This window comes from Chryseobacterium gallinarum, from assembly GCF_001021975.1.
Classification (GTDB): Bacteria; Bacteroidota; Bacteroidia; order Flavobacteriales; family Weeksellaceae; genus Chryseobacterium; species Chryseobacterium gallinarum.
The window spans coordinates 799,885-817,154 of the sequence record NZ_CP009928.1; the positions used below are offsets into that span (position 1 = coordinate 799,885).

Annotated in this window: 13 protein-coding genes; 5 read left to right on the forward strand and 8 right to left on the reverse strand. The window is 37.8% G+C overall.

Features of this window, described 5'->3' with window-relative positions; translation table 11 throughout:
- A complete protein-coding gene (locus OK18_RS03675; protein ID WP_053327120.1) occupies nucleotides 1–1,617 on the reverse strand; it encodes a T9SS type A sorting domain-containing protein in 1,617 nt (538 codons plus the stop codon).
- Nucleotides 1,618–1,899: 282 nt separating this feature from the next.
- Between OK18_RS03675 and pyrF the strand changes: the two genes are divergently transcribed.
- The 3 genes from pyrF (at nucleotide 1,900) to OK18_RS21640 (ending at nucleotide 6,157) form a co-directional block, all read left to right on the forward strand.
- The gene (pyrF, locus tag OK18_RS03680; RefSeq protein WP_053327121.1) at nucleotides 1,900–3,279 is read left to right on the forward strand and encodes an orotidine-5'-phosphate decarboxylase; all 1,380 of its coding nucleotides are present in this window, start codon (nucleotides 1,900–1,902) and stop codon (nucleotides 3,277–3,279) included.
- A gap of 33 nt (nucleotides 3,280–3,312) precedes the next feature.
- Complete coding sequence (locus tag OK18_RS21635) at nucleotides 3,313–4,731, forward strand: hypothetical protein (protein WP_228377686.1); 1,419 nt, start codon at nucleotides 3,313–3,315, stop codon at nucleotides 4,729–4,731.
- An 88-nt stretch (nucleotides 4,732–4,819) separates the two neighbouring features.
- Nucleotides 4,820–6,157, forward strand: a complete 1,338-nt coding sequence (locus OK18_RS21640; RefSeq protein ID WP_228377687.1) for a hypothetical protein — start codon at nucleotides 4,820–4,822, stop codon at nucleotides 6,155–6,157.
- A 90-nt stretch (nucleotides 6,158–6,247) separates the two neighbouring features.
- Here the strand turns inward: OK18_RS21640 and OK18_RS03690 are convergent, their stop codons facing one another.
- Nucleotides 6,248–7,060 (reverse strand): lamin tail domain-containing protein, encoded by an 813-nt coding sequence (locus tag OK18_RS03690; RefSeq protein ID WP_228377688.1) that lies wholly within the window; start codon nucleotides 7,058–7,060, stop codon nucleotides 6,248–6,250.
- Nucleotides 7,061–7,250: 190 nt separating this feature from the next.
- Nucleotides 7,251–8,189: a T9SS type A sorting domain-containing protein gene (locus OK18_RS03695; protein ID WP_082129128.1), complete on the reverse strand. Its 939-nt coding sequence runs from the start codon at nucleotides 8,187–8,189 to the stop codon at nucleotides 7,251–7,253.
- A gap of 153 nt (nucleotides 8,190–8,342) precedes the next feature.
- On the opposite strand from OK18_RS03695, the gene OK18_RS03700 reads away from it, so the two are divergent.
- Nucleotides 8,343–11,573: a hypothetical protein gene (locus OK18_RS03700; RefSeq protein WP_082129129.1), complete on the forward strand. Its 3,231-nt coding sequence runs from the start codon at nucleotides 8,343–8,345 to the stop codon at nucleotides 11,571–11,573.
- Between the two features lie 123 nt (nucleotides 11,574–11,696).
- Nucleotides 11,697–12,692: a tRNA dihydrouridine synthase DusB gene (gene dusB / locus OK18_RS03705; protein WP_053327123.1), complete on the forward strand. Its 996-nt coding sequence runs from the start codon at nucleotides 11,697–11,699 to the stop codon at nucleotides 12,690–12,692.
- A 58-nt stretch (nucleotides 12,693–12,750) separates the two neighbouring features.
- On the opposite strand, the gene deoC is transcribed toward dusB, so the two are convergent.
- From deoC to OK18_RS03730, 5 genes are all read right to left on the reverse strand, one after another.
- Nucleotides 12,751–13,494: a deoxyribose-phosphate aldolase gene (deoC, locus tag OK18_RS03710; RefSeq protein WP_053327124.1), complete on the reverse strand. Its 744-nt coding sequence runs from the start codon at nucleotides 13,492–13,494 to the stop codon at nucleotides 12,751–12,753.
- A gap of 9 nt (nucleotides 13,495–13,503) precedes the next feature.
- Nucleotides 13,504–13,974, reverse strand: coding sequence for an Lrp/AsnC ligand binding domain-containing protein (locus OK18_RS03715; protein WP_002976659.1), 471 nt, complete (start codon nucleotides 13,972–13,974; stop codon nucleotides 13,504–13,506).
- 28 nt (nucleotides 13,975–14,002) lie between these two features.
- Nucleotides 14,003–14,944, reverse strand: a complete 942-nt coding sequence (locus OK18_RS03720; RefSeq protein WP_316932807.1) for an endonuclease/exonuclease/phosphatase family protein — start codon at nucleotides 14,942–14,944, stop codon at nucleotides 14,003–14,005.
- Between the two features lie 369 nt (nucleotides 14,945–15,313).
- On the reverse strand, nucleotides 15,314–15,985 hold the full coding sequence (gene trmD, locus OK18_RS03725; RefSeq protein WP_050022137.1) for a tRNA (guanosine(37)-N1)-methyltransferase TrmD: 672 nt from the start codon (nucleotides 15,983–15,985) through the stop codon (nucleotides 15,314–15,316).
- Nucleotides 15,982–17,244 (reverse strand): NAD(P)/FAD-dependent oxidoreductase, encoded by a 1,263-nt coding sequence (locus OK18_RS03730; protein ID WP_053327125.1) that lies wholly within the window; start codon nucleotides 17,242–17,244, stop codon nucleotides 15,982–15,984. The genes trmD and OK18_RS03730 overlap by 4 nt, the downstream gene beginning before the upstream one ends.
- Between the last annotated feature and the right edge of the window lie 26 nt (nucleotides 17,245–17,270).

Consider the following 17,270-nt stretch of genomic DNA (forward strand, 5'->3'; position numbering starts at 1 on the left):
TTATTTTTTTATCAGTTTAGCATTCGCCGTTTTATTAGTATCAGTCTTTATCGTCACCAGATAAGCTCCCTGGATCAAAGCCTGGGTATTTATTTTCGTGACCTTATTCTTGGTTTTCAAACTCTGAAGCTGTCTTCCACTCATATCATACAACAAAATCTCAGCTTCCTTGAAATCAACGCCGATTTCTATATACGCATAATCTGACACTGGGTTAGGATAAATCTTAATGTCATATTTTTCAATTAACTGATCAACCTGCTTGTCTCCAAGCTTTACAATCTTCCAGTTTTCTTTTCCCAACTCTTCTGCGCTGGTTCCCGCCAGGATAATAGAACCATCCCTGTTGAGCTTCAAGTCTGAGAGCCTTTCCTCTCTTTTCCTCGATTCTCCTCCCACATGTTTTCTCCACTGCTCATTGCCATTTCCATCCAGGTACAGCATCCAGAAAGTTTCATCGTCCTTTTCAATCCTTCCTTCTGCCTGGGTATAGCCGCCCAATAAAATTCCTTTGGTAGATTTCCCGCTTCCTGCTTCCAACTCCCCACCTATCACACTCATCCCCATCAGAATATCCCGGTTTTTAAAGTTGTAGGCTTTTTGCCACTCTTCTTCTCCTCTCTCATTAAGGGCAATTAGCCAAAGGTCTGTTCCTTCCTCTATTCCTACTGTTTTATTTCCTGATCTTTCCGATCTGGATTCTCCTCCGATGATATAGCCGCTGGAGGTCAATGCCAGGGTCCTCAAATGATCATCTCCTTTCCCTCCATAGTTCTTTTCCCATTCTACCTTTCCGGCTTTATTCAGTTTTATAATCCAGTAATCGCCTTCACCATAGTTGCTGCTGAATTTGGAATAAGAGTCGATCTTCACATTACCTCCAGCCTCCTGCTTCCCACTTCCAGCCTTTACTTCGGAACTTCTGGAATAGATACCTAACAAAGCCCCACCGTCTTTCGTGGGAATCATTTTTTCAACTTCGTCTAAACCTTTTCCTCCTAAAATCAGTTGTGATAATTCTTTTCCCTCTTTATCAAGTCTTACTATCCAGACATCTTTGGAACCGTAACCCTTAGAAGAGTTTTGTACATTTCCCGCTACAAAAAATCCTGAATCTGTAGTTTGAATCACTGCCCTGGCTTCTTCATCGGAAGGGCTTCCCAAAGTTTTCTGCCATAGTTCATCCCCGAATTCATTAATTCTGATCAGCCAGATATCAGAGCCTCCTTTGGAATCGTCCTTTTTATCCAGCCCTTTCCCGGAATACGAGGTCCCGGCTAAAAGGAAGCCCCCATCCTGCGTGGTTACAGTGGCTGACAAATAATCATGGTTCTGTCCTGAGAAATACTTATCCCAGACCTGTTCTCCCTGCTGGTTTAATTTTACCAGGTGGAAATCATAGCCGTTGTTCTGGCTGGCAGCATTTCCTGCTCCCTGCTTCCGGCTTCCCGCCTGAATACTGCTGCCTGTGATAAGGTACTGCTGGTCTATTGTGGTGGTCACCTGGCTTAGGAAGTCCTGCGTTGAGGATTTGATGTCTTTCTGCCAAACCACTTCCTGGGCCGACGCACTAAAAATTATGCATAAGGTAAATGCACTCATGTAGAATTTCTTCATACTTTGTGTTTATTTAGGTTGTTATTAATTGATCCGTTTTTAAACGCTGCAAAAATATCTTTTTTATCTCACCAATAAAAGATTTAGGATATCGTTTTCGTACTAAATATGCTGTATTGCCTGTATATTGTCCAAAGATATTTCGTCAGAACGACAAAACCTGTCGTATTAAAAATACTTGCACTCAAAATCAAAGATTTTATACACTTGTTCTAACAAGTAGACAATAAATTTTTATGCCTTATTTCAAATCCTTAAATTTGCAGCATCTAATAAAAAAGAATGGAAAGTAAAAAAGAATTCTTCTTGGAATGCTACAAACTAGGCATCATCAAATTCGGTAGGTTTACTCTGAAAAGCGGCATTGAAAGTCCTTTTTATGTAGATTTAAGACCGTTGGCTTCAGATCCCAAAATCTTAAAAAATCTTGCTAATTATTTATTGGAAATGCTTCCGCTGGATAATTTTGATTTAATCTGTGGAGTTCCTTATGCTGCCCTTCCAATGGCCACTGCTATGTCACTGGAGAGCTATATTCCATTAATTATTAAAAGAAAAGAAGCGAAGAGTTATGGTACTAAAAAGCTGATTGAAGGAATCTATCAAAAAGGCCAGAACTGCCTTTTAGTAGAAGATGTGATCACTTCCGGAAAATCATTGGTGGAAACCATTGCTGAAGTTGAACAGGAAGATCTTAAGGTTTCTGATATCGTTGTGGTACTGGACAGAGAACAGGGAGGAAAACAACTATTGGAAAGCAAAGGATACAGGGTACATACCCTTTTCAACATTTCAGAAGTTTGTGGAATTCTTCAGGAAAACGGAGAATTATCTGATGAAGAGGTTGCAAGAATCCAGGATTTTCTTAAAGGAAACCACATTCAGTTTGAAGAAGAAATCAGACCATCTTATGAACAAAAGCTTCAAAACGCACAACATTCGGTTTCGAAAAAATTACTGGAAACAGCCCTGGCAAAACAATCCAACCTGATTGCTTCTGCGGATGTTACCACAACTCAGGAATTATTAGATTTAGCTGAAAAAGTCGGTCCGCATATTATTGCATTAAAAACGCACATCGATATTATTTCGGATTTTGAATATGAAAAAACAATCCTTCCTTTAAAAGCGATTGCTGCAAAACACCAGTTCTTATTAATGGAAGACCGCAAGTTTGCAGATATCGGAAATACTCAGGAACTTCAGTTTACCAGTGGTGTTTTTAAAATTACAGACTGGGCAGACTTTGTAACCTCACAGGTTATCGGAGGTTTTGAATCCTTAGACTGTTTCACGAATGTAGGGGTGGTAGCCATTGTAGGTATGTCTTCAAAAGGTACCTTAACTACCGCCAGCTATCGTGAGGAAGCATTAAAAGTTGCCTTATCCCACCCTAACGTTATCGGGGGAGTGTCACAGAATAAGATCCCTGAAGAACTATTATTATTTACACCAGGGGTTAATTTAGCTGATTCAGGGGACGGAAAAGGACAGCAGTACAATACTCCCGAACACGTCTTTACAACACTTCATACGGATTTCATTATCGTAGGAAGAGGAATTTATAAATCGGATGATCCTGAAGCTTCTGCCGTTACATATAAAAATGAAGGATGGAACGCCTATATTAAATCTTTGGAAAAAAAAGCAATTCAAAATTAAAATGCTATAAAATATATACAAAATAAGCTATATTTGAGACTTTATCACAGATATTTGAAAAAGTTCAGCATTTGTCTTATTTTGTTTTGGGGAGTTGTGCAGGTTTCTGCACAGAAAGACAGCATATACATTGAAGCCAGGCTATCTTCTGACAGGAAATTCCTTGAGGTCAATCAGGAAATTATTTATCATAACCGTTCTGATAAAGACCTTCGTACCATAAAACTCCTGAATTGGGTTTCTGCGTATAATAAACGGGGAACTTCTCTGGTCTACAGAAAACTGGAAGACAGGAACAACGACCTGCATTTTGCCCAGCCTCATCAACTGGGAAAACTTCTGGAGCTGAATGTTAAAGGCCCCGAAGACCAGACCATCCCAATCAATACGCTCTCAGACGAAAGTCTTTTTCTACCATTGGAAAAAGCATTAAAGCCAGACGAAAGCGTTACATTGCAGCTGAAATACAGGATGCAGCTTCCCGACAAGAAGTTTACGGGATACGGAACATCCGGTCAGAATACAGCTTTAAAATATTTCTTTATTGTTCCGGATCATTTTGATCCGGACAATATTACCAGGAAAAATTATCATGATATTGAAGAACAGGTAAATTTCAATACATACTGGACTATCAACTTCGATATCCCTGTGAACAGTTTCATTGAAGGTAACCTGCCACAGATTCAGATGAACTCGTTTAAAGGATATCTGGAATCTGATCCTGAATTTTTAATTTCCTCAAACGAATATCCGTCCATTAAAGTGGATGTTGACGGCAACAGTACCGATATCAAATTTGGATATCAGCTGAAACCTGAAGAAAAACAAAATCTTGAATTCTACCTCCCCTTACAGCTCAAATTTATTAAAGAAAAGATCGGATTCCTGCCGGAAAGCCTGTTTATTTCTGATAAATTCAGAGCCAAAGAAGATTTTTTCGGGAATAATGATATTGTATTCTGGAAATTCAGGTTTCAGTTGTTTACTGATGCCGAAAAAACAGACCTGGATTATTTCGGAATCATCACCAAAAAAATTCTTGACGAAAGTATTATTGCTGATAAGCAAAAGGATCATTGGTTTAAAAACGGGCTGAAATCCTATCTTGAGATGCAGTACCTGAAGAAGTTTTACAGTAATACCAGATTATTGGGTAAGCTTCCGGAAACACAAATATTTGGTATTAAACCTTTAAAAATATTCCACGCCTCAAAAGTTAAGCTGCTGGACCGTTATGGATTAGCCTATCAGTATATCATGCTTCAAAATCTTGATCAAAAAATAGGTGAGGATTTTGCCGTATTGAGTAATTTCAATGATATGACCATCAGCGGCTTTGAAACAGGAAGTCTGTTTAATTATTCCGCAGATAAGATGGGCTATGAGACCTTCAATACTACGGTAAGGAACTATATTTCCCAAAATTCCGGAAAAAAAAATAAATCCTGAAGAATTTCTGAATGCTATTGCCGGAAAAGATAAGACAAACAGTTATCTTTCAGGTTTTTTCAGACAAAAAAACAGGGTTGATTTCAAATTGGGACACATTAAAAAAGAAAATGACTCTTTACAGCTTAAAGTCATTAAAAATACCAACCTGGCTATTCCTGTAAAATTGGAAGCACAAACCAAATCCGGGGAGAAAAAAGCATATTGGATAGAAACTGAAGAAAATGAGAGGACAGCCACACTCTCCCTTCCGGCCACAGATAATATTTATAAAGTTACCTTAAATAGCGGATATATTTTCCCGGAATCGAAATACAGGAATAATTTCCTGTATGCCAAAGGATTGTTTTCAAACACGAAAAAGATTAAACTTAAGCTTATCAAGGATATTCCAGACCCGGAATACAATGAAATTTATATAAGCCCCAGAATCCGTTTCAACAATACGTATGACAAGTTTCTTTTAGGGGTTAATTTAAAAAATCAATCTTTTTTTGATGAGAAGTTCCTGTATTCATTTACTCCTATGTATAGTACCGGTACAGGGAAACTGACGGGTTCCGGTGCTGTTTCCTATTCTATCCTTCCTGCTGAAAGTTTCATCCGGAGCCTTACCTTCGGTGTTTCGGGATCCTATTTTCATTATGATTATAATCTTGCTTATCAAAAAGGCTCATTATTTTCCACACTCAGTTTCAGAAAGAACCCAAGAAGTACAGTGAGCAGGAGTATTGCCCTGTCTTACAATTATTTTGAAAGAGACCTGAGCCCTCTTATGGTTGCCAACAACGACTATAAAAAATACAATCTGTGGAGTTTAGGATACGGATATAGTGACAGTCAGATGATCCACGAAAAAAGCTTCAGCCTGAGTACACAGGGAATGGAGGATTTTAACAAAATTACCGCCGAAGGCTTCTACAGATGGGAATTTGCTCCAAGACAAAAGCTAAGTGTCAGGTTATTTGCCGGCTACTTTCTAAGAAACGATACCCGGAATAATTTATTTAATTACGGAATTTCAAGGGTTTCAAACTATGCATTTTCTTATAGCCTATTAGGAGAAAGTGCCAATAGTGGTATTCTTTCACAGCAGTTTATTCTGGCGGATGGAGGTTTTAAATCATTTATCCCCGGAACCGTTAACCAATGGATTACTTCTTTCAATGTGGATTCCAGTGTCTGGAAGATATTCCATGTCTATGCCGATGCAGGAGTATATAAAAATCAAAACCTGCCGGCTAAATTTATTTGGGATAGTGGAATTAAAGTCAGAATTATCCCGGATTTCCTGGAGGTGTATTTCCCCATACAATCTTCATTAGGATTTGAACCATCATTCAAGGATTATGCAAAACGTATCAGATATACATTGGTTCTTAACCTGGGCTCAATCATCAATGCTGCAAGAAGAGGCTGGTACTAGCTGATTGATAATTGATAATTTCCATTACAATTCATCATAAAGACAAAAGGAGCAGCTATGATCATACGCTGCCCTTCATTATTAAGAATATTAATCTTTTATGATCTTCTGTGAAAGAGGGATATTATTAATTGTTCCTGTCACAATATACGTACCCTTAGGAAGATCTGTAATATCCAATGCAGAGACGATTTTTACGGGAGCTTTTTTCACCACCTGCCTGAAGCTGTCATATACTTTTACGTCCCTGATCTCTGTTCCAAAAACAATTTTACCATCTTTTATAAAGGGATTCTGTACAAAACCGGATTTTGCTGTCCCTTCAATGGAAAAATCGGCTTTGTTATCATTACTATCACTCACAGCCCTCTTTATAGCTGTGGTCGTCGTTGGAGAAGGTGCAGGTCCATCGCCTTTAAATTGGTCTGCATTGGCACCATAGCCAACAAAATCGATAACGTTGGATGAATCCGGTCCTGCTACTGGTATTCTATTGGTTGCAAGGGCAATTTTACCGGAAGCCCCCGACAATCTTAAGCCTATAGATTTATTGGATGTGCCATCAAAATTAAATACGGTTCCTGCAACAAAATCCGGAGTCGGTAAACTGACTGTTCCACCATTTATTGCTGTTTCCTGAATCAGGTAAGTCTGCTCAGGCTGCAAAGTGATATCCGGCAGGACATGGTACTCTGTAAAAGCACCCACTGCCGGTGCATATTGTATGGTAGCTCCTGATAAGGTAACCTGGCTTGTTCCTATATTTTTCAGAACTATATAATTATTTTTTAAGACGGCACCCGAATTTTCATTGCCTCCGTAAATCTCATTGATGACGATCTGTGCGTTTGAAAAAGTAGTTATCAATATCAATCCTGCAATAGTAAAGATTCTTTTCATCATTCTATAATTTTAGGCATAAATGTATAATAAAATCATCAAAAACAATACCATGTAAAAGGAAAAATAAAGAGAAAGAGGAACGGAAATTTATATCTTCCAACAATAAATCCATGATAACTCTCTGGTAAAAAGTCCGCCGTTTCTCCGAAACGGCGGACTTGTATGTATGATTGACATTAATAGCAGAAGATTAGTCTTTCAATATCTTCTGGGATACCGGGGCATTGTTGATAGTTCCTGTTACAATGTAGTTTCCTTTGGCCAGATCAGCTACGTTTATACTTCCATTTTGTTTTACAGATGCTGTTTTCACAACTTGTCCGTACATATTGAAAATTTTTACATCTGAATGGGCGCCAAAATATATTTCATCTCCAACAATTGTATTTTTCACAAAAGTTGCATGGGAAACCTTATTGTCAATGGTAGCCAGTGAAGATCCTGACTGAGGTGTTAAAGAAAAATCATCTATAGCAAGACCATCATCGGTTCCGGAAATATTTACGTCAACAAACCTGATCCAAAACGTTTGTCCTGCAGGAATATTTAATCCTGTAATCGTTGCACTAAGTGCTGTTCTGAAATTAGCATTGTTCCCATCTTTTGCTCCTGCAGTTCCGGTAATATTCGTACTGTTGTAGGTTAAAGCAGATACAGCTGTCCATGTTCCTGTAGTCAGTGATGTAGCATCGGTACTGTATTCAAATGTTATTTGATCATTAGTCCCTCTATTCGTGAATCCCAATCTCCATTCCTCTCCGGTATAAGATACCAATAAGCTGGTAATTTCGCTTCCTGTATCGTTTTTAAACTGTGCACCCCATCTTGATAACAAGTTTCCACTTGCAATGGCTCCCAGTGCCCTGTCGGGGCTTCCTGCAGAACCATAGCTGTATGTATCACCTGCATTTGAGCTTCCTGTATCAGCTGTATATGTTGTATTGGCATTGGCACCTGTTTCTGAAATGCTCCAACCTGTCAGGCTGCCGGATAAATTTAAGGAGCCTGTTCCTGTATTGGCAAGATCGTCAAAATTTTGTGTATACGCAGTATTCATAGTGGGCAAGCTAATTTGTCCAAATGCGAAACTCGTTAAACAAAGCACTGCTAAAGAATAAAGTTTTTTCATGTTTTAAGATTTATTGTTATTAATACTTTTTAGGTCACTAAAATACCATGTATTTTCCCTTTCAGAATAATAATTAGATTAAATTTCTGTTAATAATCCTAAACCCACTGGTATTAACATTTTTTAATTATTTTTACGAATTATTTGTAGGGCTTGCGGAATTGTATTATTCTATTTACATTATTTTTCTTAGGCATATTTTCAGGAAATGCCCAGGTATTTTCATGGAAAAATCCCAACGTTCCCGAAGACAGTCTCAAAAGAGACAGTATTCTTGCCGCCAGGCTTGAGCAGGATATTTTCGTTAAAGACACCCTGGATTTTGTAAAGACCAATAATAAAATTGTTGTAGACGAAGCCGTACTCGCTAAAAATGATAAAAAAAGATTTTTAGGGGAGCTCAATTCCAAGGGCTCGATCATCCGGGGAATCACATTTGGTAACAACCAGGGGCAGTCTGTACAAAGTTCTATGGATCTCCAGATTTCAGGACGTCTTTCCAAGGATGTAACTATTTTAGCCAGTATTTCAGATCACAACCTCCCTATCCAGGCAGATGGATATACACAAACCCTGGAAGAGTTTGACAAAATATATATGCAGCTCAATATTAAGGATAAATCTATTCTCAGAGCCGGGCACCTGGATCTTGTAGAAGCTAAAAACTATTTTGCCAAATACCAGAGAAGAAGTATGGGACTTGAATTCCAGACGGAATTCGGGAAAGAAAATAAAACATTGGTAGATGTTTCTATGGGAGTTGCACGAAGTGAATTCCACAGGGTCCGATTTCAGGGGGTAGAAGGAAACCAGGGACCCTACCGTCTTACCGGAAAAAACGGCGAGCAGTTTATTACCCTGATTTCCGGTTCTGAACAGGTTTTTATCGATGGGATTTTAATGAAACGGGGAGAAAACCAGGATTATGTCATTAATTACAATACCGGAGAGGTTACTTTTACCAGTTTCCGTCCTATTTTCCAGCAAAATTTTATTACCATTTCCTATAATTACGCCAACAGAAATTATTCCCGGTATTTATTTACAGGAAAACTGGAACATCAGAGGGAAAAATTCAAAATTGGATTGAACTGGTTTATGGAGAATGACAATAAAAATGCTCCACTTTCTTTAAACCTTTCCAAAGAAGATGAACAGATCCTGGCCGATGCCGGAAATGATCCTAACCTGATGTATGCCCCATCCGGCGTTGTCACCGAATATGATGTCAATAAAATATTGTACCGACTGAATCCTAATGGAAACTTTTATGAGTTTTCCACAGATGCCACCCAAACGCTTTATCAGGTATCTTTTACTTATTTCGGAGCAAACATGGGAGACTATAAAACAGCCCAGACTACCAATAACGGACGTGTTTTTGAATATGTAGGTCCGAATGCAGGTGATTACAGGGCAGTGAGAAAGCTGCCTTCCCCCCAGAAATCCCAGGTTTTTTCCCTAAATTCAGAATACCTGCTGAAAGAAGGAAAAATAGGAACGGATATTTCACTTAGCAATTATGATGTCAATTTATTCTCATCAAAAGATTCCGATCAGAACATCGGGTACGCATGGCGTATTTTCGGAAATAAAAGCTTTACAAAAAACAACTGGAAAGGAACTCCCAGCTTTGAATATCAGTATATCGACAGACAATTCCATATTTTAGACCGTATCAATGATGTGGAATTTTCCAGAGACTTCAACCTTGCACAGGAGTTCAATAAAAAAACACAAAACAGGTTTATTTTCAGTTTCTTGAATAAATGGAATAATAAATCAACATTCAATTACCGGGTAAATTATTTAAATGAGCAGGATTCTTACAAAGGGATAAAAAATGACCTGGATTTCGGATGGATCAGCGGAAAGTTTTTCACCAAAGGAAATCTTTCCTACCTGAACACCAATGCCACCCTTCAGGATACCAAATTCATCCGTGGTGGGGTTTCTACAGAATTTACCGGCAAAAAAGGAAGCTGGGCGATTGGGGGAAGCATGGAGCATAATGAAAAAAAATATAATGATTCCCAGCTTATGGATGTTACCAGTTTCAGCTGGAAGGAAATTTTTGTACAAAAGAAAATCGGTGACAGTACCCGTACCAAATTACTGGCAAAAGTTTACATGAGGGATAACGACTCGGTCCGTGATAACAGGCTTCAAAATATGAATAATATCCTTGGGATCATGGCCGAAAGCCAGATCATCAAAACGGAAAGAACCACTTTGAATGCTTTAATTCATTACAGGAAATTCTTCTATCAGAATATAGAGGAAGGTGTTGCCACCAGAAATAATGATTTTGTGGTAGGAAACATTCTTTATAATCAGCAGCTTTTCAGAAACGGGATGCGTCTTCAGGCATTCTATGAATTAGGTAACGGACAGGAAGCCCAAAGAGAATTCCAGTACATTAAAGTTACTGACGGGCAGGGAATTTACAAATGGACCGACTATAACGGGGATGGGATACAGCAGCTTGACGAATTTGAAATTGCCGAATATTCCGACCTGGCACAATATATAAGGGTATACACCAATTCTGTTCGTTATATTCCTTCCAATAAGAATAAATTACAGCTAGCCTTATTCGTCAATCCGGCCATTATTTTCAATTCGGAAAATTCATTTTTAAAGCGCTGGAACTTCAATGTCTCTTTAAATTCTCAAAATTCTTTTTACAAAAAAGATAAAGTATTGGTCCTGAACCCTTTTGAGAAAAACAGTGATCAGATTTTAAAGAACCAGAATATCCTGGCCTCAGTACAATTTAATCCGACCGATAAATCCGGCTGGAATGGAAACTACCGGTTTATTTCAAATGACAATCTCATCAATGCCAATTTCAGTAACGAGGAAAGGGAACAAACCTCCCATTTTATAAATATCGGTTATTGGTTCAACAAGGAATTCAGAGTCGATTGGGAAAACTCTGTCCATGATATCAAAAATTCTTCACAGCTTTTTGCTACAAGAGATTACCGTCTGAATAATTTTGAAACCAAGCCGAAGGCTACCTATAAATTCACAGATGCCATACAAGCAGAGCTTTCTTCCGCTTTCCGTCAGAAACAAAGGATAGATGGTGAAGAACTCCTGAAAGCATTCGATGTCACAGGAACTATTCAATGGGAGCGAAGAAAGACCTCTATCCGTGGAAATTTCTCCTTCATCAGCAATAATTTTAACGGAAACAATTTCAGCATTGTCGGAAACCAGATGCTGGATGGTCTGAAGCCCGGCAAAAACCAGGTATGGAGTGTATTTATCCAACAGGCTATCAATTCTTTCATCCAGCTGAATTTAAATTATGAAGGAAGAAATTCAGGAGACAGAACGATTCATATTGGAAGCATGCAGGTAAAGGCAAGCTTCTAGATTTCAAAGCTTAAGACTACTCTTATACTTCCGGAGCTCCCATACTTAAATGCTCAATTCGCTACATCACATTGATAGATAATATCATATTTTCTTATGTTCAGAATTTTGTAAATTTGCACCATGATAAAAATAGGCAATATAGAACTGCCGGAATTTCCGCTTTTACTGGCCCCGATGGAAGATGTAAGCGATCCTCCATTCAGACGTTTGTGTAAAATGCACGGTGCAGACTTGATGTATTCGGAATTTATTTCTTCCGAAGGCTTAATCCGTGATGCCATTAAAAGCCGCAAAAAACTGGATATCTTTGATTATGAGAGACCGGTAGGTATTCAGATTTTTGGTGGAGATGAAGAAGCAATGGCCATGTCTGCGAGAATTGTTGAGACAGTAAATCCGGATCTTGTAGATATCAATTTCGGATGCCCTGTAAAAAAAGTGGTTTGTAAAGGAGCCGGAGCAGGTGTGCTGAAAGATATAGACCTTATGGTACGTCTTACCAAAGCGGTGGTAAGCTCTACTCATTTGCCTGTAACGGTCAAGACCCGTTTAGGCTGGGACAGTACTTCCATTAATATAGATGAGGTGGCAGAACGTCTGCAGGAAACAGGAATCAAAGCTTTAACAATCCATGCAAGAACCCGCGCACAGATGTATAAAGGCGAGGCCGACTGGGAGCATATTTCGAGGATCAAGCAAAATCCCAATATTGAGATCCCTATTTTCGGAAATGGTGATATAGATTCTCCGGAAAAAGCTTTGGAATATAAACAAAAGTATGCATGTGACGGGATTATGATCGGACGTGCTGCAATTGGATATCCCTGGATATTCAACGAAATCAAACATTTCTTCAAAACCGGGGAACATTTACCCGCTCCTACTATTTCAGACCGTTTACTTGCCGTACGTCAACATGCCGAATGGAGTGCGGAATGGAAAGGAGAAAGATTGGGACTGATTGAGATGAGACAGCATTACAGCAACTATTTCCGTGGTGTTCCTCATTTTAAAGAATTCAGAAAAAAATTCCTGGAAGTCTTTACGCTGGAAGAAATGGATAGCTTAATTAAAGAAACCCAACAATTTTACGAAGAATATCAGGAACAGATATAAAAATGAAGCCATCAAATAAATCTGATGGCTTTTATCATTTTAATAAGTTATTTTAATTTTAGTATCCTTCTGATGATGATTGGTTTTTAAGTAAAGCTAATGCTGAAGAAGTTCCGATTCTTTTTACTCCGAGATTAATCATCTTTTCAGCATCTTCAGGGGTTCTTACTCCTCCGGCAGCCTTTACAGGCAGCTTTCCTGCATTATCCAGCATAATCCTGATCCCTTCAAATGTTGCCCCATTAGGTTTACCATCGTGCGTCTGATAGAAGCCGGTAGACGATTTCACAAAAATCCTGGATAAATCATTTTCCTGGAAATTTTCTTCCGCCCAATTGGAAATATTTTTAGTAAGATCAGCGATTTGTACGTCTGTTAAAGCAGCAATTTCAATGATCCATTTAACGATTTTGTTGTGCTTCAAGCCAAGTTGAGAGCATCTTACAAATTCATCTTTTACTAATTCTGTTTTTCCCTGAAGATAGGCTTCATAATTTATTACAAAATCTAATTCATCTGCACCGTCTTCAATTGCCTTTGATGCTTCTGCCAATTTATCATCAACAGAATAGGTTCCTTCATGAAAACCTATTACAGTTCCCACTGCCACATTTGAATTTCTTTCCTGGATATACTTTTTAATTTCAGAGACATAATCCGGACGGATCATCACGGCAAAAATCCCGTTATCAATAGCTTCCTGAGCAAGTTCTTTATCTTTCTGAAGCGTTTCTTCATGTGAAATTCCTGATTGTTCAGGTGTCTTCAGGTAGGTTGAATCCAAATATCTGGCTATATTCATATCGTTTCGTTATACTTTCAATTGTCTGTAAATACCTTGTTCCAAAGATATAAAAGTTTCTGTTCTTGTCACTCCTTTTAGCTTCTGAAGTTTACTAAGAATCTGCATCAAGTGGTCATTATCTTTACAAAGGACTTTAAGAAAGATGGTATAATTTCCTGTTGTATAGTGGGCTTCCACCACTTCATTAATGTCATGCAGGGATTTCACCACTTCCGGATAATGACTGGGCTGGTCCAGGAATACTCCGATATACGAAATCACTTTATATCCAATTTTTTTAGGATTAAGAAATGAAATCGAATTTTCAATAACGCCTGCGTGTTCAAGTTTTTTGATTCTTTGATGTACTGCTGTTGTGGAAATCCCGACATTTTTCGAAATGTGGGCTAAAGAAGTTTTAGCATTATCCATCAACATGTAGATGATTTCTTTGTCGATCGAATCTAAATGGTAGCTTGTGTTGCTCGAATTTTTCATTTTCTACTTTTTTTATTATTTATGTTTTTTATGGTAGTCTTTTAAATTTTACAAAAACAGGAAAGTGATCACTATACCCACCTAAATACCGTGTTCCGGCATAAGTTCGAAAAGGTCTGTCTTCAAATTTCCTGGTTCTGCTTCTGATTTTCTCAGAATTAAACACATGAGCATCCTGAAAAACCAGCGTATTATTGTTGAGAAATGATCTCGACATAATAATCTGATCATACAGTAAGCCAGACTTATAATGAAAAGTAGAATAATTTCTTGTAGAAAACAATTCAAGAAAAGGGTTCATCAAAACCTTCTCATGATCATTGTTATAGAGAATTTTTACTAAATTTTCATCATCCGGGTTTTCGTTAAAATCACCACACAATATGACATGTTCCTTTTCAGCATTCACAATTTTCATGATCCGTTCCCGGATCTCGTTCAATATAAAGGTTCTTTTGGGTTGGTTGATGTCTTTTTCCCGCTTAGAGGGAAGATGCGCGATAAAGACATTAATCAATTCTCCTTCATATTTTATTTTTGAAAAAAGTACGTCCCTGGTTGTATCGTAATTTCCTGTGTTTTTATTCAATATTTCAAAAAAGAAAGTAATGGTTTCAGAATCAATAACCTCTACTTTATTTTTGTCATATAACATTGCTACATCTACCTTTCTTTCATCCATAGAATTGTAATGTACAATTCCGTATTCTGAATTAAAAGGTTCCATCTTCACTAGATCTTCCAAAACTTTCCTTCCGGAAACTTCAGATAATCCGATTATGAATGGCATTACACCATTTTCCTCCTTCATCAATTGAAATACGTGCGAGATTTTAAAAAGCTTGTTTTTATATCTCTTTTCATCCCAGTTTCTTAAACCTGATTGCGTTGGATCCAATTTATGGATTGGCTTGGGATCAGGTAAAAATAAATTTTCAACATTGTAAAAAGAAAACAATTCCATCAGCATAAAATTCGTTCTTTATATGTATTGTGTCCTTTTTTCAAATGTAAATTTATTATTTTTTTCCAAATTTATTGATTTTTCTGTAATATTTTCAAATCAATTTCAACTAAGAAATATTTCAAATATAACAAAAAATATCAATAATCCGACCCATAGTGAATTAATTTTTCAATTATTTAAAGTTATCACCCCATAAATCAGAATAAAATCAATATGTGAAATTCAAAATAATGAGAATAAAATTTTAATTTTCAACAAAAAGAATTTACTTTTTCCTTCTTGCTTACACTAATAACAAATATTATTCCATTTCAATAGATAATCAATGAAACAGATGAAAAAAAGAACAGTAAAATTAAGTCTCTGCAGTTTCTAAAGCAGGTCCGGACGTTTTTCCTTGGTAATTCTTACCGCTTCATCATGACGCCATTCTTCAATTTTTGCAAAATTCCCGCTTAATAAAACTTTAGGAACTTCCAATCCTTTGTAAACTTCGGGTCTGGTATAGATGGGAGGAGACAGCAGATCATCCTGGAAACTGTCTGTCAGCGCACTTTGTTCATCGTTTAAAACTCCGGGAAGCAAACGGATAACAGAGTCGGCCAATACACATGCTGCCAGTTCCCCGCCGGTAAGGACATAATCTCCGATAGAAATCTCTTTGGTAATATGGAGATCCCTTACCCTCTGATCGATGCCTTTATAATGACCACACAGAAAAATCAGGTTGTTTTTAATAGAAAGGGTATTGGCTATTTTTTGGTTCAGCGTCACTCCATCAGGTGTCAGATAAATAATTTCATCATAGTCTCTCTGGGCTTTAAGTTCAGAAATGCATTTATCCAATGGCTCTACCATCATAACCATTCCGGCCCCGCCTCCATAAGGCTCATCATCTATCTGCCTGTGCTTGTTGATGGCCCAGTCTCTCAGGTGATGAAAATGTACTTCTGCCAGCCCTTTATCCATTGCTCTTCTTAGAATAGAAGTTTTGAACGGACTTTCCATCAATTCAGGAAGCACGCTTATTATATCAATTCTCATTGTAATGTTCCGTTTTTCTTTGTAGGTATAATAATTAATCGTAGGGAAGAATCTTTGTTGATATAACTCCACATCCAGTTGAAGAATATGGCCAATTTATTCCGAACGCTCAAAATTAACATTAAATGGAGAAACATCCAGAAATACCAGGCTAAAAATCCCTGAAATTTTATAAATGGCAAATCTACTACTGCTCTGTGCTTTCCTATTGTTGCCAGAGAACCCTTATCATCATATTCATATTCTTTCCATTCTGCAGTGCGTTTTTTCAGCAGGTTTTTCCCCAGATTTTTCGCCTGATTAATAGCGACATTGGCAACCTGCGGATGGCCATGCGGATATTTAGGGGTTTCCATATAGGCAATATCACCAATGGCATATATATTATCGTATCCTTTTATTTTATTATACCGGTCTACTATATATCGGTTTTTAACCAATTTTTCCTCCGGGAAGCCGCCTACAACATTCCCTGTAACTCCGGCTGCCCAGATCACATTATTGGAAGGTATTGTCTGCCCGCTTTTCAAATGAACTTTATCGCCATCATAATCGGTAACCACTTCCCCACTCAGAAAGGTTACCCCAAGATCTTTAAGGTATTTTTCAGATTTATCCTGTGCTTCAGTACTCATTACGGCAAGTGGCTTATCGGTAGAGCTTACGAGAATAATTTTCAGCTGGTCAAAATTCATATAGGGATAATCTCTGGGAAGGATATCTTTCTTCATTTCTGCAAAAGCACCTGCCAGTTCTACTCCGGTGGGTCCGCTCCCTACAATAACAATATTCCAGTTTCCATCATCGCTTCTGCTCTTTTCAAGGATCAGTTTTTCAAATGTCATCAAAACATGATTCCTGATACTGATGGCTTCCTGGGTATTTTTCATTCCAAATGCCTTTCCTTCGAGTTCTTTATTACCGAAAAAATTAGTTTTACAGCCGGTTGCGATGATTAGTTTATCATAGGTAAATTCCGCTTCATCAGTAATCACTTTATTGTGTGCGGGATCAATTTCTTTCACCTCTGTCATCCGGAACTGTGTATTTCTGGATTGCTGGAAAATCTTTCTGAAAGGAAAAGAAATATTAGAAGGTTCTATCCTTCCTGAGGCTACCTGATAAAAAAGCGGCTGAAACATATGATGATTCATCCGGTCTAAAACAATTACTTTTTTATTCTTGTTATTTAATGTTTTTGCAAGCTGTAGCCCCGCAAATCCTCCTCCTATAATGATGATTTTTTCGCGTGTTTCCATAGTACACAAATTTACTGATTTTATTT